Raw genomic sequence first — 19,585 nt, forward strand, 5'->3', positions numbered from 1 at the left:
CTTATCAGATGACCTTTCAAAATACGTTGGCCTTTGCCCAGGCCCAGGATGCGGCAGATTCATTGCGCGGTTTCAGGGAGCAGTTTCACATACCGCAGCACAACGGGCAAGACACCGTTTACCTCTGCGGAAACTCTTTAGGTCTTCAGCCCAAATCTGCCAGAGCCTCGGTAGAGGAGGAGATGCACAAATGGGCCACTTTGGGCGTAGAAGGCCACTTTAAAGGAGACACGCCTTGGTTCACCTACCACAAAGCCCTGGCCGAGCCCACCGCCCGCATTGTAGGCGCCAAGCCAGAGGAGGTCATCGTCATGAACCAACTCACCGTGAACCTGCACTTGATGTTGGTATCGTTTTATCAGCCCAAAGAAGGACGCTACAAAATTCTAACCGAAGCCGGCGCTTTCCCCAGTGACCAATATGCCTTGGAGACGCAGGTGAAATTCCATGGCTACAACCCAGAAGACGCCATCATAGAAATCTCTCCGCGCGAAGGAGAGACTACCTGGCGCAACGAAGACATTCTGCAAGCCATACAGGAACACGGGAATGAGCTAGCTTTGGTGATGATGGGCGGTGTGCATTACTATACCGGTCAGGTGTTTGACATGGCGGCCATCACCAAAGCGGCGCATGCCGTGGGCGCTTTGTGTGGCTTTGATTTGGCGCATGCTGCGGGCAACGTGCCCTTGCAGTTGCATGACTGGGACGTGGACTTTGCCGTGTGGTGTACTTATAAATACATGAACTCGGGGCCGGGCGGAACTTCAGGTGCCTTTGTGCATGAGCGTCACGCCAATAACCCAGACCTGCCGCGCTTTGCCGGCTGGTGGGGACATGATCAGCAAGAGCGTTTCCAGATGAAGAAGGGTTTTATTCCCATGGCCGGCGCCGAAGGCTGGCAACTCTCCAATGCGCAAATCTTGCCTTTGGCCGTGCACAAAGCGTCCTTGGCCTTGTTTGAAGAAGCCGGCATGGAGAACCTACGCGCTAAGAGTGAGCGATTGACTGCTTACCTGGAATTCTTAATCAAAGAGCTGAACCAACCCAAAGAATTGCTGGAGATCATCACGCCGTCTGGACCAGAAGCCAGAGGGTGCCAGATTTCTTTGCTCGTGAACCAGAACGGCCGCCAGTTGTTTGACACGCTCATGGCTAACGGCTTCATCCTGGACTGGCGCGAGCCAAACGTGATTAGAGTCGCCCCAACGCCCATGTACAACACCTTTGAGGACGTGTATAGGTTCGGGCAGTTTTTGGCGGCCCACTTTGAAATAATGAATAATGATTAGTGACTAATGATTAATAATAACAATTAACGGTGGACGGCCATCATAGCTGAAGTGATATTACTTCCATGCTGAACGATGGTAAATACGGTGGCTCTTGTTGGTGTTGTCACCAACAAGCAAAGGACAGGAACCATTGCGCAGAATGGTCAGCCATACCAAGAGGTAGAGAAATGCCACCATCCCACTATTAGTCACTAATCATTATTCATTAATCATTATAAAAAATGCTTCCGTTTTTGGGCTGTTTTCTAGAAAACAGCCCAAAAACGGAAGCATTTTTTATAGGTATTTATACGAGGCCCTCGTATAAGACTCTCACTAAACCAAACAGCACCTATGGATTTGTACCTTCTCACGTTTGTAGTCATTGGCGCGGCGGCATTGACCATGGCCTGGCTCCCTACGTTGTTCCAGAAGGTGCCGCTCTCGTATTCCATCCTTTTTATTGTGGTGGGGCTTTTAATCTACCAGTTGCCCTTAGGCTTGCCAGACCCAGACCCACTCCGCAAGAATGACTTGGTGTTGCGTCTCTCAGAACTATGCGTCATCATCACGTTAATGGGCACGGGCATCAAAATCAACAGAAGGCTTACCTGGCAAAACTGGCGCGTGCCCTTGCGGCTGGTGAGTTGGACCATGCTGTTGTGTATTGCGGGCTTGGTGGCTTTGGCTACGTTCTGGCTGAACATGCCGCTGGCCTCGGCGGTGTTGTTAGGCGCCGCGCTGGCACCCACAGACCCCGTGCTGGCCGCCGATGTGCAGGTAGGGCCGCCCAGCGAGGAAGTGGAAGACCATACCCGGTTTTCGCTCACGGCAGAGGCGGGTTTGAATGACGGCATGGCCTTCCCGTTTACCTGGTTGGCTATTGCCTTGGCCCTAGCAGCGCAGGGCGAAGGGGAGGCTGGCTGGCTGGGGCATTGGCTGAGCTATGACGTGCTGTACCGCATTATGGTAGGCGTGGGCGTAGGGTTTCTCATTGGCAAGCTTCTGGCGTACCTTATCTTTAAGCTTCCCAGAAAAGGCGCCCTCCCCGAGACTCATGACGGTTTTGTGGCCATCTCTACCACGCTTCTGGTCTACGGCCTCACCGAGTTTCTGCACGGTTACGGGTTCATAGCGGTGTTCATTACGGGTCTTACCATCAAGAATTCAGAAAAGGACACCACCTACCACCGCGAGATGCATGATTTCACAGATCAGATAGAGCGCATGCTGGTAGTGATTGTCCTGATTCTCTTCGGCGGAAGTCTGGGGCATGGCTTATTGGCCGCGCTCACCTGGCAGGGTGCCTTGGTAGGGTTGGCGTTTATCTTCATCATTCGTCCTCTGGCCGGGATGATTGGTTTGCTGGGCAGCAACGTGCACCAGAGGGAGCGGTGGGCCATCAGCTTTTTCGGGATTAGGGGGATAGGCTCCATCTTTTACCTGTCCTTTGCCTTCGCGCACGCAAAATTTTTAAACCCAGACGAGATCTGGGCCATAGCCGGTTTCACTATTTTGCTCTCCATTATCACGCACGGTATTCTGGCCACGCCCATCATGCGCTACCTGGACAACCGCCGAAACCCGGAAGACATACGCGTTGAGTAAATTTCCTATGCCACTTTCAACAGCATTCACCGCGCAGTTTGCCAGCCAGGCATTGCCCATGCCAGATGCCGAAGTGTACCTGGTTCCAGACTTTATTCCGGTAAAGGACCAACCTAAGCTGTGGGAGGCTCTTCAAAACGAAGTGGCTTGGCGGCAGGAGGAAATCAAGTTCTTTGGCAAGTCCATTCCGCAGCCCAGGCTCACGGCTTGGTACGGCGATGCCGGAAAATCCTACACCTATTCGGGTCTGACCTGGCAACCACTCCCCTGGATTCCAATCTTAGCCCAACTGCGCGATCAACTCTTTGCCTGCACCGGTGTTTCCTTCAACAGCGTTTTGCTTAATCTGTATAGAAACGGCCAGGACAGCATGGGCTGGCACGCAGATGATGAACCAGAACTAGGACCCAATCCTGTCATAGCTTCTCTCAGCTTAGGCCAGGAACGGAGCTTTCACTTCAGGCACCGCACTCAAAAAGAATTAAAGCAGAAACTGGCGCTACCCTCCGGCAGCCTCCTCTTAATGGCCGGCCAAACCCAGCATCACTGGCAACACCAAGTCCCTAAATCTGCCAAGCCCCTTGAGCCCAGGATTAACCTGACGTTTAGGGTGATTAGGTGAATTTGAAAATTTGGAGATATGAAAATTGGAAGTTGATTTCTCAGAATAGAATAATGTAAAAGGGCATCTTCGTTTTTAGCCTATTTTCAAGAAAACAGGCTAAAAACGGTAATGTGTATTCTAGTAAAAGGAAGGGAAGCTGCGAGAACATCTAATTGGTGCCTTTGCAGTAGCCATAGTAAAACGGCAATGCAAGCAGGGTGCCGTCATTGACTTTTCTGTTAATAGTCAAGATGCGGTTATGGTTGTCCATAAATAGTTTGTCACTAAAATGAGCTGGCTTTTTGCCTCTGAAGTCCAAGATTAAAGTGTCTCCTTTTTGAATGTAAGAACCTAAGAAAAACTCGTCATAGAAAAACGCTCCAGTTGCATGAAGCTCAAATGTATTCTCTTCCCTAAGCTTAAAAGTTGCTTGATTCTGTGTGCCTTCATAACAAGCTCTAAAAAGTATTTTGCCATACGCCTTCTCCAAATCAATATTTAATGGATTGAAGAAGAAGTCTAGAAGAGTTAGTGTAAGTAGTAGCAGGGGAATATATGCCTTGGCATCGATGGGTGGTTTCCCTTTGGCTAGTTTATAAAGCTCACTTATGACTCTGACGCAAATCAAAATAAAGAATAACAGCATTAGCAGGTGAAAAAGAACCACCCACAAACTGCCTACGTGCCGCACCCAAACAGGCTGTAGCCTTAGAACGCTGATGAAGAGGATTGAAAGAAGTAGGGTTCTGGTAATTACTTGTGTCAACCTGTTATGTGTTCATTTGTTCAACCATTCAATCTATCCATCATTCAATCAAAATTCCAGAGCAGTCTGGTACACGCCGCTCAGTTTGGCCTCATGTTCCAGCAGCCATTTCTTGCGCCAGAGGCCGCCGGCATAGCCTACCAATTCTCCCTTCCCGCCGATGACGCGGTGACAGGGAACGATGACCAGCCAGGGGTTGGCGCCGTTGGCCACGCCCACTGCCCGCACCGCACCCGGGTTCTCAAAGCGTTTGGCCAACCCTAAATACGTGTCTGTCTTACCCATAGGAATCTGTTGTAAGGCCTGCCAGACTTGTTGTTGGAAAGCAGTTCCTTGTGGCTGTAATGGCAAGTCAAACGTAGAGCGCTCGCCGGCGAAGTAGGCGTTCAGTTGCGCTTCGGCTTCTCTTAAGATGGCCGGAATAACGTCCGAATCCGTTTTTTGCTCATTTTCTGGAAAACTCACCGAAACCAGCTGCGTGTCATTGGCGGTCAGGCGAAGGGTGCCCAAAGGGCTGGGCAGGTGCAACACAAACGGAGCGGCGGCAGTAGGCATGATGGATAATTCAGGAAATTTAACCAAGTTTAACCTTTCTAGCCGTAGAGCCCTACTATTTACGGGCTTTGCCCTCTGAAAATTTACCTGGACCCAATTTTTATGGAGAAAGAACCTCAGTTAAGCGTGATGGGTGGCGGCCTGGTGGGCTGTTTGCTGTCTTTGTACCTGGCCAAGCAAGGGTACAAGGTAGAGGTGTATGAGCGTAGGGCGGACCTGCGCAGCGCAGAACTGGCGGGTGGCCGTTCCATCAACCTGGCCTTGAGTGACCGGGGCTGGCGCGCATTGGAGACCATTGGCATTGCAGAAGACATCAAGAAGGTGGCCATTCCCATGTACCGCCGCGTGATGCATGACGTGCAGGGCAACCTTTCCTTTCAGCCGTACGGGCAGGCGGGGCAGGCCATCTATTCGGTGAGCCGGGGTGGCTTGAACATGGCCTTGTTGGACCTGGCAGAAGCGCAGCCCAACGTAAACCTCCATTTTCAACAGCAGGTACTGGAGGTAGAACTCAAAACCAATGAAGTCACGCTCTTAGACAACGCCACCGGGCAAGAGCATACCATACAGCCAGACGTTTTGTTTGCCGCAGACGGTGCTTTCTCCATGGTGCGGCTGTCCATGCAAAAGACGGACCGGTTCAACTATGAGCAGAGCTACCTGGACTATGGCTACAAAGAACTCACCATTCCGCCGGCGGCAGACGGTTCCTGGCAACTAGAGAAGAACGCCCTGCACATCTGGCCCCGTGGCCAATACATGATGATTGCGCTGCCCAACGTAGACGGTACCTTTACCTGCACCCTGTTCTTTCCTTATGACGGCGAGGTCTCTTTCAAAGAGCTGCAGACGCCTGAGCAGGTAGAAAGCTTTTTCCAGAAGGTGTTTCCAGACGCCACGGCCCTCATGCCAGAACTAACCCAGGAATTCTTTGAGAACCCGGTAGGCTCCCTGGTGACGGTCAAGTGTTTCCCGTGGAGCCATTCAGATAAAGTAGTATTGTTAGGCGATGCCGCCCACGCCATTGTGCCCTTCTACGGACAGGGCATGAACGCCGGCTTTGAAGACTGCACCATCCTGCGCGGCCTCTTAGAAGAGCACGGTTCTGACTGGAAGACCATTTTCAAGACCTTCCAAGAGCTTCGCAAGCCCAACACAGACGCCATCGCAGACCTGGCCGTGTACAATTTCATTGAGATGCGGGACAAAGTGGCTGATCCAAGATTCCTGCTTCAAAAGAAGATAGAATCCAAGATTACCGCGCAATACCCAGATGCCTGGCTGCCCTTGTACAGCATGGTCACGTTTTCGCCGGATTTACCATATTCTCAGGCGCTGGCCAACGGGCAGCGGCAGGAGGAAATCATGCGGCAGCTGATGGTGCACATAGCCACTGAGGCAGATTATGACAAACCAGAAGTGCAAGCCTACCTACAAAGCCAACTTGCGTAGGCACTTTTTCGTTTTTAGGCTATTTCCCAGAAAAGAGGCCAAAAACACCTGGCGGCGCTTCCACTCTCTGGCCGGTTAGCGGCAGAGCAACCTATTCCCCTACATGATCATATCACGGCTAAAAGACTATTACCTGGCCATCGGCTCCTTTGTACTGGTGCTGGGGATAACGCTGTATGCGTATTACGTCTCCAAGTCCAGTGACCAGGAACGCGACGCCAAGCTGTTTGAGCTGCGCACCCAGCTAGTGAAAACTTCGCTGGAGCGGCGCATGGGCCATTACGTGCAGATCTTGAAGGGCGTGAAAGGCCTGTTTCTTTCCTCAGACTCCGTCACGCGCCTTGATTTCAAGCAGTACCAGCAGTCGCTGGAGGTAGAGAAGAACTACCCGGGCATGCAGGGCATCGGCTTTGCCGCCATGTTAACCCCAGAGCAGGTGCCCTTGCTGGAGCAGCGCATACGGGCAGAAGGGTTTGCGGGGTTTGAGGTAAAGCCCAAAGACCTTCGGCCAGAATATTCTACCATTCTGTACATTGAACCCATGGACGTGCGCAACATGCGCGCCTTTGGGTTTGACATGTACAGTGAGCCCACCCGCCGCGAAGCCATGGAAGCCGCCCGTGACTTCGGGAAGCCCGGCATGACCGGCAAGGTGAAGCTGGTGCAGGAGTTTGTGAAAGGCGTGCAGGCCGGTTTCCTGATTTACCTGCCCGTCTATAACACCAGAGATTCGCTTGCCACCATAGAGGAGCGCCGCGCCCACCTCAAGGGGTTTGTGTATGCTCCGTTCAGGGCCAAGGACTTGATTGAGGGCACCCTGCGGGATGACTTCACAGACGTGACCATTCATATCTATGACGGGAAGGAGATACGGGACGAAGACCTGCTCTACAGCAATGACACCAGCCAGACCAAGCTAGACGCCAGCGGCCGCAGGCTGTTCAGGACGGAGCAGGTGCGTCTGGCGGGCCGTACCTGGACGCTGGCCTTCAAGCCCACGCGGGCTTTCTCTAACAACCCCGGCATAGACGAGCACAACCTCATTCTGCTGGCGGGCAGCATCATTAGTTTGCTCATCTTCTTTGTCACCTGGTCTTTGCTCCGGTACCTGCAGTCTAACCAGCTCACAGAGCTCATCACCAAGAATACCACGGCTGGCTTGTTTTTGCTGGACAATTACGGCTACTGCACCTTCCAGAACCCGGCGGCGTACCGGCTGTTGGGCATTGACATGGAGGACCTGCGCAAGAAACCTTTTCAGGACGTGGTGCACTCTACCTTAGACAAAACGCCCCAGGCCTCTCCGTATACTTCGCTCACGCCCGTCAGCTTTGAAGACACCTACCTTTGCCAGGACGGCAAAAGCATTCCTGTGTCCTGTTCTGTGCGTTCTGTGCGGCAGCGCGGCGAGGTGGTGGGCTATATTCTGGAAGTGCGCAACGTAGCCGAAGAGCGCCGCGCCCAGCAGGCCCTTTTGGAAAGCGAGGCCCGTTTCAGGAACATGGCAGACAACACCCCGGTCATGGTCTGGATGACAGACGCCCAAAAGCAGTGCACCTACGTGAACCGCCAGTGGCTGGAGTTCACGGGCTCTACCCTGGAGGAGAACATGGGCCGCGGTTGGGAGCAGTTTGTGCACCCAGAAGACAAGGAGGTCGCCTATAAAGCCTATGCCGCCTCCATTGAGTTCCACCAGGAGTTCAGGAGCGAGTACCGCCTGCGCCGGCAGGACGGGGAGTACCGGTGGGTGTTGAACACGGGCAGCCCGAGGTTTGAGAACGAAGACGTGTTTTTGGGCTACATAGGCTCAGTGTCTGACATTACAGAGCGCATAGCCATCGTGAACCGCCTCAAGAGCAACGCCGAGATGCTGCAGCGCATTTTCATGCAGGTACCCGCCATTGTGGGACTGGTGCGGTTGCAGGACATGACGTACACGCTGGTCAATTCGTACCTGAGCGAGCTGTATGGCGGCAAGGCCAAAGTAGGCGGAGACGCCTTTGCCGCACTGCCGCCTTCGCAGCGAGAGCCGTTCAGGAAAATCCTCCACATTGTAGCCCAGTCCGGGAAAGCCTATATTGCCCAGGGGGTGCCCGTTACATTTGATGCCGAAGCCCCAGCCCAGGAAGACGTCATCCGTTTCTTCAACATCGTCTATGAACCCATTCTGGATGACCAGAACCAGGTAGAATCTGTCCTGACCTTTGCCGTAGAAGTGACCGAGCAGGTGAAAAGCCGCGAGCAGTTGGCCTTCATCAATGAGGAACTGGTCAAGAAGAACGAGGAGCTGCTGCGCATCAACAATGACCTGGACAACTTTGTGTACACGGCCTCGCATGACCTGCGCTCACCGCTCTCTAACCTGGAAGCCCTCACCACCGCGCTCATTGACAACGCCTCCACCAAAGACGAGCACGAAGAAGACCAGGTTCTCCTGAAGATGGTGGCCGCCTCTATTGGCAAGCTCAAAGGCACCATCATGGATCTCACCGAGATTACCAAGGTGCAGAAGAACATGGAAAGCCAGCAGGCCGAGGAGCTTCTCTTTGCCGAGGTGCTGGCCGGCGTAGAGGAAGACATTGCCCCCATGATTCATGAAGCCAAGGCCCGGATTAACGCTTCCTTTGAAGTGCCTTCCCTCCAGTATGCCCGCAAAAACCTGCGCAGCATTCTGTACAACCTGGTGTCTAACGCCGTCAAGTACCGTGACCCCGCCCAAGATCCCGTAGTGAACCTGACTACCAAACGAGAGGGAGGCTACATTGTGCTCACGGTCCAGGACAATGGTCTGGGCATTAGAAAAGACCAGCAGGGCAAGCTCTTCAGCATGTTCCGGCGGTTGCACTCGCATGTAGAAGGCACGGGCATTGGGCTCTACATTGTCAAGCGCATTATTGAGAACAACGAGGGACGCATTGAGGTAGACTCTGAGCCCGGCAAAGGCACCACCTTCTCTGTGTATTTCAAGGATTCCGTAAAAGAGTCCTGAGTCCTGAGTCAAATGTGTGAAACCAGAAGGCCCGATGATCAATCACCGGGCCTTCTGGTTTTTGGGCTGTTTTCTGGAAATCATGCCAGAAACGGAATAAATGGCTATCTAGAGATTCCTTTTGTCATGGTACAAGCGCCCGCTTGCGCCATGAGCCACCAAACTACAGCTCCATTTAGACAAGTCCAGAGAGGTGCTGCCTATAAATCCTTGGCCACCAGGTCTGGGTCAATTTTCTGCAGTACTTTCTGAATCATGCGCTGGTCCATGTTGCCTTCCACCAACAGAAGCAGGAAGCCATTGCTCCGTTGGCCAAACACCGCTAGTTCCTTTACTTTCTCCTGCTCTTCCTTTACACGCAGTTCCAAACCTGCTGGTCCGTTCAAGGGCAAAGAGCTATAGGATGGGGTCTTGAACACATTCTGAATCTCGGGTAAGAGACTGTTGGTCAAAAAGCGCTGGCCTTTGTTGTTCTCAGGGGCATAGGTGAGCATGCGTACGCTTCTAATACCCTGTAACATGGCCTTGGTAGAGTCATCCAGCTGACTGCCAATCAGGCGCGCCGCCAACCCCACCGGAATGCTGTTGCCCTTAAAGCCGGGCTGGTTGCGGTACTTGTCATAGAATTCCAGGCTGGTTTGGGCCGGCGGCAGTTTGCTGGTGCTGCTACAGGCCTGCGCACCCAGCAATACCGCCGTGCACAGGAATAGAAGGTACTTTCTGATGTGAAGATTTGTCGTTATAACGGAGGTGGACGTTGCCATAGGAATGTCGTTTTTAGCCTGTTTTACGGAAAACAGCCCAAAAACGGTCAGAAGCACCTACTTCTGGTCCAGGAAAGCGGCGGTCTGGTAGGCATTGGGCGTGTGCAACTGCATGAACGGCTCAGCAGAAGGCAGCGGCGTAAACCCGAACTGGGCATACAGGCTGTGCGCGTCTCTGGTGGCTAATAGCCAGCGCCTCAGCCCTTGTAGTTGTGGGTGTGCTTGCAAGGCTTCCAGCATCCATTTAGACAATCCCTGGCCGCGCGATTCTTCCAGTACAAACACATCGCAGAGGTAGGCAAAGGTGGCAAAATCAGTGATGAGGCGGGCGAAGGCTACTTGCTTTTCTTGATGATACACGCCCACGCACAGTGAATTTTCTATGGCGCGTTCCACCACCTCTCTGGGAATACCCGGCGACCAATAACTCTTCGCCAGATACCCATGAATGACGTCCAGTTGCAGTCGCGCTTTGTCAAAACTCAGCAGGAAATCAAGGGGTCGGTGTTGGTTCAGGTCCATGGAGACAAGATAAGAGGCCTGCCCCTTTTAAGCAACTACAAACTCTGGATGACCAGCAGGCTAGAAATGCCCAAACCCAGCCATAACAAAATACCCAGCAAGAATGGTCTGATGCCCACTTGCCGCAAGGTTTCCTTGGCTAGGCCGGCGCCTACCAGAAACAGCGTCAAAGTTAGGCCGCGTTTTGCCGCAAAGGTGATGCCTTCATACAGCGGTTCAAGTTTGATGGGGCCGTAGCTGCCAATGAGCATGGTGAGTACAAAACCGCCAATAAAGTAAGGAATAGACACCTTGGCGCCAGACTGTTTAAAGGCGAAGGCCGTGAAAAACGCCAGCGGAATAATCCACAGCGCGCGGGCCAGTTTAACCGTGGTGGCTATGCGCAAGGCTTCTTCACCGTACGTCTGCGCTGCGCCAACTACGGAGCTGGTGTCATGAATGGCCAGCGCCGCCCACAAGCCAAAGTCTGCCTGCGTCATCTGCAACAGGTTGCCAATCCAAGGAAATACTAGCAAAGCCACCGAATTGAGTACGAACACCGTCCCCAATGCCATAGTCATCTGCTTTTCTTCGGCGTGAATGAGCGGTGAGACGGCGGCAATGGCGCTCCCGCCGCAAATAGCCGTCCCTGCACTCACCAGATACGCCGTCTTGTAATCTACGCCCAGCCATTTGCCCAGCAGGTAGCCCGCTGTCAAAGTAAGTATAATGGACGCCACCGTTAACAGCAGTCCTTCCTGACTCGCCTGCAAAGCCTGTTGCGCGTTTATCCCAAAGCCCAGCCCGATGATAGAATACTGCAACAGTTTCTTGGTGAGTTTGGACGTGAGCGGCCTAAACGGATTGCCCACGGTATTGGCCAAAATGGCTCCTGCGGCCAACGCTACCGGCGGAGATACCCAAGGCGTGAGACACGCCGCGCCCACTACAATGAAAATGGCTCTGGAAATAGTAGGGGAAGAAAGCGCGAGGGACATGGATGTTTTAGAAAAGATACCACAAAAGTACCTTCCTTGTATGCCCTGCACAAATGACAAATGGTGATTCGCTATTCCGGTAGGTTATACTGACGCAAACAGAACTGCTGGAAAAGCTGGGAGAGTCCCTGGGGCTGGCCCACTGGTTGCACAAACCAAAACGACCGTTTCAAACTGAACCCATCAGGGAGAAGCGTCACCAATTTACCGGTTTCTAACTCCTGCTGGATAGAATACCTTGACAAGAGCGCCACACAGTCTGAATGCTGAAGAAAGGACTTGATGGTCTCTGAGCTTCCTAAATCTAAGACCACATTCAAATCAGGGAGACGAAGTTGATGTGCACGCAGGGCTTCTTCAATCACTTCCAGCGTACCTGAGCCGCGCTCCCGCAAAACCAACGGTTGCAAAGCCAGTTCTGGCAAAGTAATGCTCCCCGCTTGGGTGAGAGCGTGTCCGGCACGGACCACGGGCACTAACTCGTCGGGCAGGAAAGGCGTGTACTGGAGTTCTCTTCTATGGCTGTGGCCCTCTACAATGCCCAGGTCAATGTCCTGGTGGATGAGCGCCTGTTCCATGGCCTCGGTATTGCCATTGAGCAAAGACAACTTCACGTGCGGGTACCGCTGATGAAACGCCGACAGCACCGGTGCCATCACGTACTGCGCAATGGTGGTACTGGCACCCAGTCGTAAATGGCCGCTTACCTGGTCTTTGAGCTTGCCCATGGCGAAGGCCACTTCTTCCTGCAAGGCATGCGCGCGCTCAGCAAAAGCCAGCATAGTCTCACCGGCGGTCGTAAGCTGGATGCGGTTGCCCTTGCGCAGGAACAAACGCAAACCTACTTCGGCTTCCAGTTCCTGCACGCGCTTGGTGGCCGCTGGCTGCGTGATGAACAGCTCACCGGCCGCCTTGGTAAAGCTCAGGTGCTTGGCCACGCTTCTAAAAACCTTCCACCTGAAATCTAGCATGCTTTTTTATTGAGAGATTGAATGGTTGAATGATTGAGAGAATGGGGTGATGTGGAATGAATTAACAATTAACAATTAACAATCAGCAATCAACAATCAACAATCAATCGTTTTTGCCTGTTTTCTGGAAAGTAAGCAAAAAACGGATGCTACTGGTCCAGCCAGGCTCTAAAGGTAGAAACCCGTTCGCGGCTCACCAAGACTTCTTCTTGGGTGTGTTGCCTGAGCACTAGTTTGAGGCGGCTGTTGGTGTAATGGATGATGTCTTTGATGGCTTGCAACTGCACCAGGTAGCCGCGGTTCACCCTGAAGAACTGTTGCGGGTTGACCAGTTGCTCTAGTTGGTCCATGGTGTAGTCTAGGGCAAAGCGACGGTTGTCTGCGGTCTGCAAAAAGGTGGCTTTCTCGAAGCTGTAAAAAAAGTCAATCTCCTCTATCGGAATGGCCCGCAGATGCTCACCTACCTTCAACACAAACCTATTCTTATACGCCCGCGCCGAAGGGCTTTGCAGTTGTTGCAAGGCCTGCTGAAGCAAGTGTAGAGAGGCATCTGGCGCTGGTGTAGGGCTTGAAGAAGTGGTAAGCCGTTGCAGTTTCTGGAGGGCCTTGGTCAGGTCCTCGTCGTCAATGGGTTTTAAGAGGTAGTCAATGCTGTTGGCTTTGAAGGCGCGCAGGGCATACGCATCATAGGCGGTGGTGAAGATGATGGGGCATTGCACATCTACCTGTTCCAAGATCTCAAAGCTCAATCCATCGCCTAGTTGAATGTCAAAGAAGGCCAAGTCTGGCAGAGGATGCTCCTTGAAATACTGCACCGCCTCCTGCACCGAAGCCAGCGTAGCCACCACGGTAAGCGGCACCTGGGTTTGGGCCTGCAGGAGTTGCGCCAGACGATTGGCAGCCAGAGGTTCATCTTCTAAGATAAGGGCACGGAGCATTTAGTAATGGCTGATGGTTAATGGCTGGTGGTTCGTTTTTGGGCTGTTTTCTGGAAAAGAGGCGAAAAACGGTTATTGGAACGTGAGCAAGGGCAATTGAACGATGAAGTATGAAGGCGTGGGCAGAACTTCTACCGGTCTGTTAGTGAGCATCTGGTAACGGGCCTGGATGTTGGGCAGACCCAGGCCGCTAGGTGGCTCATGCTGGGTTTTGGGTTGCAGATTGTTTTCTATTCGCAGGGTATCGCCTTCTACCGTCACCTGAATGTGTAATGGCTCTTTTGCCAGTATTTTGTTGTGTTTGATAGCGTTTTCCAGAAGCATCTGCAGGGCCAGCGGCGGCACGTAAAAGCCAGGCGGGACGTTGTCTGGAAGCGTCACCTGCAGCCCTTCGGCGTGCCGAATCTGCTGTAAAAACACGTAGCGCTGGGCAAAGGCCAGTTCTTCTTCTAACTCCACTACCTCTTTGTGCTGTGAGTCCAGAACGTAGCGGTATACCTCAGACAACTGCTTGATGAACTTGACAGCCAAATCGGGCGACGGATGGACCAGGCTGGTGAGCGCGTTTAGGCTGTTGAACAGAAAATGCGGGTTCACTTGGTTTTTGAGGGCCTCATATTGCGAGAGGGCATTTTCTTTCTGGAAACGTTCTGCCTTGACGGCCGCTTCGCGCCAGCTTCGCAAAAAGGAGACGGCGTACACAGACAGGGTGATGAAGAACGTGACCAGCAACTGCGTGAGCATGGTCCACCTGAACCTAGTAGAAAGCAAAAGCTCCGCTGAGAGGCCGTTTAGCAACACAATGTACACCCAGTTGACCAGCAGGATGGCCACCGCCGAGAAGAGGGTGGTAGCGACAATGGTAATCAAAAACCGCTTACCTGGATTGTCTACCCACGTGACTACCCGGTTAAGGGCGCTGCCTATAAACCCATTGCCCAGCCAGAGGCTAGAAAACAGCAGAAAGGCATAGGTAAAGTTTCTGACTACCCAGATGCCGTCAGAGAAGCAGTTGGCGCACAGCAGCATCATGTTCAGGAGGGCGAAGCCAGAAAAGACAGCCACCCATTTCAAGACAGATTTTACGTGCAGGTCTGGGATAGCGAAGTTAGCCATGGCAGAAAGGTAAAGATTTTTAAGGATTCCTGCGCCCTGCAGAAAGCAAAGGCGCAGGATGGAAGGTTACTCGCATTTGGCCAACAGGCTCTTGGCGCTGTTCATGCCCCAGCTTGGTGACAGGCTGTTGGCAAGCTGATACGCGCTGAATTTCTCCACGGCAGTAGTTAAAATAGGCTTGGCCACGTCTTTGCCACCACCTACCATTTTGGGCATGTGCAGGTAATGCTGACCCAACAAGAAATAGGCTCTTGGGTTCTCAGGGTTCAAGGCTTTGGCTTTCTCCAAAGCAGCCACGGTAAGGCCAGAATACTTCATCCCCCGGCTCATAGGCGATACAGATAATCTGGCTTGGTGCAGATACCCCTGCAGAACGTGCAATTCAGATTCTTTGGGCTCCAAGACCAATGCCTTGTCCAGATACGTTTGTGCCTGGTCCAGCACGGCGTCCTTCTGGGGCTCTTCCTTCAGCTGAAAGCTCAGCACAATATGCGCATAAGTGGCATAGTAAGACGGTAGCCAAGCCTTAGGTTCAGCGGTGGCAATACGGCTGATTTTGTTGGCAACGGCTTGGGTTTCTTCGGGAGTCTGGGAGGCTTTCAACTCAGTGAGCGCCTCGCCCAGCGCGACTTGGTAATTTCCCTGAGCCTGTACTAAAAAGGTGATGAAGAATACTGGTAATAAGAGTAGTTTTTTCATGATAGTAAAGTTTAAATTGTTGGATTGCTGATTGTTAATTGTTGGTCAGTTCTGTTGAAGCGTTTTTAGCCTGATTTCTGGAAAAGAAGCCAAAAACGGATGGAGGCAGGCTATTTATTCTCTCATTCACTCAATCACTCATTCAATCATTAATGGAGATGAGCAGGGCCACCAGCGCGAAGCGTTTGGCGCTAGGCAGAATGGGTTGGGCGGCAAACTGACCGTCTTGCCCGGGCGTGGAGGCGTAGCGGTACCCGAACACATTGTTGAAACCTAACAGGTTGCTGCAGCTGCCGTGCAGAATCACGCTGTGGCCTTTGACCGTGGTGAGGTAGCTGGCGTTCAGGCTCAGATCCAGGTAGTTTCTGGTGCGTCCCTGCATGAAACCTTCCTGGTTGGGATTGTGGAATGGTCGTCCGCTGGTGTAGCTGAAAGTGGTGCCCACGTAGGTTTTGATGGGGTCAATCATCTGTTTGTATACCAGATTCACGTTGTGGGTAGAGGCGAAGGACGGGCGCGCCAACTCTGGATAGCCTTTGTACAGGCGCTTGCTGTCCAGGAACGAGTAAGAAATCCAGTAATCGCCTTTCTTGATGGTTTCCTGGTCTCTAAAGAAAAACTCCACGCCTCTTGCATAACCATGGCCGCCGTTAGTAATCTGCGTGGCGTTCTGCAACTCAGGGGCGTTGTACCTGATGAGGTTCTGGTACTGCTTGTGGTAGCCTTCTACCCTAAGCGTGCGTTTGCCAAAAGTGCGCTGATAGTTTAAGATGTAATGCACGGCCTTCTCAAAGGTGAGCGGCTGTTGGTACTTGAGGTAGTCCTGCTCTGGGGTCTGGTAAAAGTGACCATAAGCGAAGGAAACCTGTCCGTCTTTTCCAGCTTGGTACGCCAGTGCCAGCCTAGGCGACAAGGCATGTTTGCTCAGAAACTGAGACTGTTCAAAGCGCAAGCCCGGTCTGGCCACTAGTTTACTCCCTAAGTACACATCTGCCTCCGCGAAGCCCGCTATGTTCTGCTCCTTCACCAAGCCGTGACGTGTTTCCGTTTCTGGGTCCTGTTGATAGGTCTGGTCATAATTACTCAATTGTGTCTCCAGGCCGGTGCGCAAGGTCACTGCGTGCCCCAAGTCTCTAATCACAACGGCCTTTCCATTCCAGGTATGCGTGCCGGTGTTCACGTCTGTGGTGCCAGCTGTTATGTCTAGGTTAGTATAAGTGTAGGTAGTGCCGGTTTGCAAGGTCCATTTCTCCTGAAAGACTTCTTCATAGGTGCTGTTGAGAAACAGATTTTGGTTGGATAGGTTAATCTGGGTAGGCGTTTCTGGCGCATTGATGTCATCCTGAATAAGGCTGAAGTCACTGCTGGCATAGGTGCCGTACAGTTTAAACATACCCGTAGCCGACGTCTTTTGTCTGAATACCACGCTCCCGGATTTGGTCTCGGGCATCTTGATCCAGTCCTGGCGCTGAGGCACCAGACTCATGTACGGTTGCAGGTTGGTGTACTCCCCAGACACGGCCAGTGACGTATTCTCCCAGCGCTTGGTGCGGGAAAGGCTGGCGCCCACGCTCATCAAAGAGATACCGGTTTGCGACTCCTCGGCTAAGTCCTGGCTTTGCAACAGCAGGGCAGAGGAAAGCGCCTGGCCGTACTCCGCAGAATACCCACCAGAACTAAACGCCATGCCACTAAACAGAAACGGCGAGAAGCGGCCGCGGGCTGGTACGTCTGGCACGCTGGCGTTGTAAGGGTTGGCCACCGGCAGGCCATCAATAAAGGTTTTGGTTTCATAACTGTCGCCGCCGCGCACGAAGAGCTTTCCTTCTTCGCCCACTTTCTGGGTGCCGGGCAGGGCATTGATGGCGCCCATGATGTCAGCAGCGGCTCCGGCGGTGGTGACAATGTCTCTGGAGTTAAGCAGGGCCGCGCGCTTCTCATCACTGGCCTCAAACGCCCCCGCCGAAATCTGTACCGCCTGCAATTGACGGTAGTCTGGCTTCAAGACCAAAGCCAAGTGAGCCAATGGCTGGTCCAGGTTGACAGACTTTTCTAAGGTGATATAGCCCAGGTAGCTAATGACAAGTGCCTGCGTTCCAGTGCTTTTGGTTTTAAAGGAGAAGGAACCGGCCGCATCTGTAGAAGCTCCGTCATACGCACCCTTCAGCATGACATTGGCGCCAATGATAGGCTGACCATCTGGGTCTTTCACCTGGCCTTTCACCAGCGTTTGGGCTAGTAGCTGATGGCTAGTCAGGAGCAGTAGGACGAAGAGAAGGAGCGTAGCGGTTTTCATAGCGGTTGCGGTTAGGTTCTGAGCAAAGGTGCACCGCCAGCAAAGGCTATGAAATTAAAAGAGGATGAACTGTAGAGAGAGATGGATGAACTGTCAAAGAGTGGGGATGGATCTTTCCCAAGAAAGGTCGTTTTTAGTCTATTTTTGGCAAAACAGGCTAAAAATGGGGTTCACGTTGCCTAGCTATGTAAAGATTATCCTTTAAATTGGATTCGTTGAAGTAGGGCTTGGTCTGAATATGACCTAAAAAAAGCGAAGCCGGTAGACTTCGCTTTTAAAGCAGTGAGAAAAGGCTTATCGCTTTTTTAGTTCGTATCTGTCGGTCCAGACACCTTCTTCACCAGGATAGGTAGACATTTCTTTTTTCTCTATGACCAAGTCTTTGGCCGTGAACGTGACTACGTTGTACGTGCGCACCCGGCCTGGATCGTCATTGTAAGTCAGGTTGAATTTTTTGTTGGCCTCATCATACACATATTTTCCTTCATCAGGGAAACCTTCAAAATTGAAAGTGAAGTCCCCGTTGCTTTCAAACTCAATATAACCTACATCTAAGTCTGTGTCATTAACGGTTCCGTCTGGCTCAATCTCCTGGTACTTATCAATATTCCAAATACCTACAATGTTGGCTGCCGCTGGATCATCATCTTTAGAATCGCAGGCAGTGAAGACAAAAAGAGTCAATAAGAAGAACAAGATTTTTTTCATGTGTACTAAGGATTAAGTGAAACAAAGACACGCAGCCAGACAAGGCAACCCAAAATAACGTCATCAATATTAATTTTGCTATACTTATTATTTGGTATTATTGTCATGTTATTTATAACTGTTGGAGGATGTTGGATGTGGGTCTAGAGCTGAGCAAAGTCCGGAAGTTTATTGTTTTTAGGCTATTTTCATCAAAACAGGCTAAAAACGAAAGAGCCCGCTTTAAGGGCGGGCTCTTCTAAAATATATGGACTTGAAAACTGTTAGGCCTTTTTCTTTTCTCTGGCGGCGGCTTTCTTATCGGCTTCTTTTTGTTTAGCGGCAGCGGCTTTCTCCTTGGCGGCTAGCTTTTTGGCCTCGGCCTTTTGCTTGGCTTCAGCGGTTTTGGCTTTTTCTTTCTCTTTGGCGGCTAGCGCTTTTTGCTTGTCAGCGGCTTTCTTCTCAGCAACTTTTGCTTTGGCGGCGGCGGCCTTTTCTTTGGAGGCTAGTTTTTTGGCGGCTTCTTTTTCTTTGAGAGCGGCAGTCTTGGCTTTCTCTTTTTCTTTGGCGGCCTGGGCTTTGGCTAGGCCTTCGGCTTTTTTCTCAGCAGCCTTTTGCTTGGCCAGTTCTTTCTTTTCTTTCTCCTTGTCTTTTGAAGACTGAGCCTGCGCACTGCCCACAACAAGGGCCAACACCAACAGCAGAGAGGTTGCGTACTTCTTCAACATAGTAATTAAGGGTTTTGTGTTATTCTGCTAAAAGTAGAAACTTCTAAAGAAAGTTTCACCAAGTGTGCTTTTATAAAATTGAGGTGTACCGCCTGTAAGCCTTTAGCCCTCAATTAGAAAATCCGTTTTTGGCTTGTTTTCAGGAAAAGAAGCCAAAAACGAACCACTAGCCTCTACTGGACCCGTTTCTCTATCTCGGCCAGCAGGTCTTGGTAATGGTCCAGTGTGTTCGGGATGAAGAGGGTCTTGGGTGGGGCTGTAGAAATAAGCTGAACCCCCTTCTTTGTCGTTTTGATGTCCGTCAGGTGGTGGGTCTCCAGGCTGGCCGTGGCTTGGCCGTTCACTACTTTTTGCACTTCAGCGTCTGTCACCACAAAATACTGCTTGCGCAGAATGGCTTCTAACAGCCGGACCATGTAATAACCCACAAGCCCCGTAAGGAGCATGCTGCCTAAAAGAAAGAGGATGGCAGTAGTAGTGCTCAGCCCCAAGGTTTTGCCTATAAACAGAATATAGACAAGGGTAAGGCAAATAAACGCCCCCAGCAAGGCGAAAAAGGTAATCTGCTTTTTCTTGAGTTGCTGGATGGTACGCTCACTGTAGGCGAATCTGGTCATTAGGCTGGTTGATTTTGCTGCA

General features: G+C 51.9%; 18 protein-coding genes. 5 read left to right on the forward strand and 13 right to left on the reverse strand.

Annotation, left to right across the window (positions count from 1 at the left end):
- Positions 1-8: 8 nt before the first annotated feature.
- From kynU to GU926_RS13665, 3 genes are all read left to right on the forward strand, one after another.
- Complete coding sequence (kynU, locus tag GU926_RS13655; protein WP_160692808.1) at positions 9-1,292, forward strand: kynureninase; 1,284 nt, start codon at positions 9-11, stop codon at positions 1,290-1,292.
- A 336-nt stretch (positions 1,293-1,628) separates the two neighbouring features.
- Positions 1,629-2,882 (forward strand): cation:proton antiporter, encoded by a 1,254-nt coding sequence (locus GU926_RS13660; protein ID WP_160692810.1) that lies wholly within the window; start codon positions 1,629-1,631, stop codon positions 2,880-2,882.
- Positions 2,883-2,889: 7 nt separating this feature from the next.
- A complete protein-coding gene (locus tag GU926_RS13665) occupies positions 2,890-3,504 on the forward strand; it encodes an alpha-ketoglutarate-dependent dioxygenase AlkB family protein (RefSeq protein WP_232058332.1) in 615 nt (204 codons plus the stop codon).
- Between the two features lie 151 nt (positions 3,505-3,655).
- Here GU926_RS13665 and GU926_RS13670 read toward each other — a convergent pair whose 3' ends face one another.
- Together GU926_RS13670 and GU926_RS13675 are read right to left on the reverse strand one after the other, a co-directional pair.
- Entirely contained in the window at positions 3,656-4,132 is a 477-nt protein-coding gene (locus tag GU926_RS13670; RefSeq protein WP_160692812.1) for a hypothetical protein, read from the reverse strand.
- 168 nt (positions 4,133-4,300) lie between these two features.
- On the reverse strand, positions 4,301-4,834 hold the full coding sequence (locus tag GU926_RS13675) for a methylated-DNA--[protein]-cysteine S-methyltransferase (RefSeq protein ID WP_232058333.1): 534 nt from the start codon (positions 4,832-4,834) through the stop codon (positions 4,301-4,303).
- 75 nt (positions 4,835-4,909) lie between these two features.
- On the opposite strand from GU926_RS13675, the gene GU926_RS13680 reads away from it, so the two are divergent.
- Both GU926_RS13680 and GU926_RS13685 read left to right on the forward strand, forming a co-directional pair.
- Positions 4,910-6,259 (forward strand): FAD-dependent oxidoreductase, encoded by a 1,350-nt coding sequence (locus GU926_RS13680; protein WP_160692814.1) that lies wholly within the window; start codon positions 4,910-4,912, stop codon positions 6,257-6,259.
- Between the two features lie 103 nt (positions 6,260-6,362).
- Positions 6,363-9,248 (forward strand): CHASE domain-containing protein, encoded by a 2,886-nt coding sequence (locus tag GU926_RS13685; protein WP_160692816.1) that lies wholly within the window; start codon positions 6,363-6,365, stop codon positions 9,246-9,248.
- A gap of 200 nt (positions 9,249-9,448) precedes the next feature.
- On the opposite strand, the gene GU926_RS13690 is transcribed toward GU926_RS13685, so the two are convergent.
- From GU926_RS13690 to GU926_RS13740, 11 genes are all read right to left on the reverse strand, one after another.
- Positions 9,449-10,012 carry a DUF4252 domain-containing protein gene (locus GU926_RS13690; RefSeq protein WP_160692818.1) on the reverse strand — a complete coding sequence of 188 codons (564 nt, stop codon included), beginning with the start codon at positions 10,010-10,012 and terminating at the stop codon, positions 9,449-9,451.
- Between the two features lie 57 nt (positions 10,013-10,069).
- On the reverse strand, positions 10,070-10,534 hold the full coding sequence (locus tag GU926_RS13695) for a GNAT family N-acetyltransferase (RefSeq protein ID WP_160692820.1): 465 nt from the start codon (positions 10,532-10,534) through the stop codon (positions 10,070-10,072).
- Positions 10,535-10,569: 35 nt separating this feature from the next.
- Complete coding sequence (locus GU926_RS13700; protein ID WP_160692822.1) at positions 10,570-11,511, reverse strand: YeiH family protein; 942 nt, start codon at positions 11,509-11,511, stop codon at positions 10,570-10,572.
- Between the two features lie 71 nt (positions 11,512-11,582).
- Positions 11,583-12,482, reverse strand: a complete 900-nt coding sequence (locus GU926_RS13705; protein ID WP_160692824.1) for a LysR family transcriptional regulator — start codon at positions 12,480-12,482, stop codon at positions 11,583-11,585.
- Between the two features lie 149 nt (positions 12,483-12,631).
- On the reverse strand, positions 12,632-13,420 hold the full coding sequence (locus tag GU926_RS13710; RefSeq protein WP_160692826.1) for a LytR/AlgR family response regulator transcription factor: 789 nt from the start codon (positions 13,418-13,420) through the stop codon (positions 12,632-12,634).
- A 72-nt stretch (positions 13,421-13,492) separates the two neighbouring features.
- Positions 13,493-14,536 (reverse strand): sensor histidine kinase, encoded by a 1,044-nt coding sequence (locus GU926_RS13715; protein ID WP_160692828.1) that lies wholly within the window; start codon positions 14,534-14,536, stop codon positions 13,493-13,495.
- Positions 14,537-14,602: 66 nt separating this feature from the next.
- On the reverse strand, positions 14,603-15,235 hold the full coding sequence (locus tag GU926_RS13720; RefSeq protein ID WP_160692830.1) for a hypothetical protein: 633 nt from the start codon (positions 15,233-15,235) through the stop codon (positions 14,603-14,605).
- A 142-nt stretch (positions 15,236-15,377) separates the two neighbouring features.
- A complete protein-coding gene (locus tag GU926_RS13725; RefSeq protein WP_160692832.1) occupies positions 15,378-17,531 on the reverse strand; it encodes a TonB-dependent receptor in 2,154 nt (717 codons plus the stop codon).
- Positions 17,532-17,825: 294 nt separating this feature from the next.
- The gene (locus GU926_RS13730) at positions 17,826-18,239 is read right to left on the reverse strand and encodes a lipocalin family protein (protein WP_160692834.1); all 414 of its coding nucleotides are present in this window, start codon (positions 18,237-18,239) and stop codon (positions 17,826-17,828) included.
- Between the two features lie 263 nt (positions 18,240-18,502).
- Positions 18,503-18,946 carry a hypothetical protein gene (locus GU926_RS18395; protein WP_198001419.1) on the reverse strand — a complete coding sequence of 148 codons (444 nt, stop codon included), beginning with the start codon at positions 18,944-18,946 and terminating at the stop codon, positions 18,503-18,505.
- A gap of 173 nt (positions 18,947-19,119) precedes the next feature.
- Positions 19,120-19,563, reverse strand: a complete 444-nt coding sequence (locus GU926_RS13740) for a hypothetical protein (RefSeq protein WP_160692836.1) — start codon at positions 19,561-19,563, stop codon at positions 19,120-19,122.
- Positions 19,564-19,585: the final 22 nt, after the last annotated feature.

This window comes from Nibribacter ruber, assembly GCF_009913235.1.
Classification (GTDB): Bacteria; Bacteroidota; Bacteroidia; order Cytophagales; family Hymenobacteraceae; genus Nibribacter; species Nibribacter ruber.

Coding starts and splice junctions, on each gene's coding strand:
- GU926_RS13705 (WP_160692824.1), bottom strand. CDS start 12,482: ATGCTAGATTTCAGGTGGAAGGTTTTTAGAAGCGTGGCCAAGCACCTG.
- GU926_RS13665 (WP_232058332.1), top strand. CDS start 2,890: ATGCCACTTTCAACAGCATTCACCGCGCAGTTTGCCAGCCAGGCATTG.
- GU926_RS13700 (WP_160692822.1), bottom strand. CDS start 11,511: ATGTCCCTCGCGCTTTCTTCCCCTACTATTTCCAGAGCCATTTTCATT.
- GU926_RS13685 (WP_160692816.1), top strand. CDS start 6,363: ATGATCATATCACGGCTAAAAGACTATTACCTGGCCATCGGCTCCTTT.
- GU926_RS13720 (WP_160692830.1), bottom strand. CDS start 15,235: ATGAAAAAACTACTCTTATTACCAGTATTCTTCATCACCTTTTTAGTA.
- kynU (WP_160692808.1), top strand. CDS start 9: ATGACCTTTCAAAATACGTTGGCCTTTGCCCAGGCCCAGGATGCGGCA.
- GU926_RS13690 (WP_160692818.1), bottom strand. CDS start 10,012: ATGGCAACGTCCACCTCCGTTATAACGACAAATCTTCACATCAGAAAG.
- GU926_RS18395 (WP_198001419.1), bottom strand. CDS start 18,946: ATGTTGAAGAAGTACGCAACCTCTCTGCTGTTGGTGTTGGCCCTTGTT.
- GU926_RS13715 (WP_160692828.1), bottom strand. CDS start 14,536: ATGGCTAACTTCGCTATCCCAGACCTGCACGTAAAATCTGTCTTGAAA.
- GU926_RS13725 (WP_160692832.1), bottom strand. CDS start 17,531: ATGAAAACCGCTACGCTCCTTCTCTTCGTCCTACTGCTCCTGACTAGC.
- GU926_RS13680 (WP_160692814.1), top strand. CDS start 4,910: ATGGAGAAAGAACCTCAGTTAAGCGTGATGGGTGGCGGCCTGGTGGGC.
- GU926_RS13670 (WP_160692812.1), bottom strand. CDS start 4,132: ATGCTGTTATTCTTTATTTTGATTTGCGTCAGAGTCATAAGTGAGCTT.
- GU926_RS13710 (WP_160692826.1), bottom strand. CDS start 13,420: ATGCTCCGTGCCCTTATCTTAGAAGATGAACCTCTGGCTGCCAATCGT.
- GU926_RS13740 (WP_160692836.1), bottom strand. CDS start 19,563: ATGACCAGATTCGCCTACAGTGAGCGTACCATCCAGCAACTCAAGAAA.
- GU926_RS13660 (WP_160692810.1), top strand. CDS start 1,629: ATGGATTTGTACCTTCTCACGTTTGTAGTCATTGGCGCGGCGGCATTG.
- GU926_RS13695 (WP_160692820.1), bottom strand. CDS start 10,534: ATGGACCTGAACCAACACCGACCCCTTGATTTCCTGCTGAGTTTTGAC.
- GU926_RS13730 (WP_160692834.1), bottom strand. CDS start 18,239: ATGAAAAAAATCTTGTTCTTCTTATTGACTCTTTTTGTCTTCACTGCC.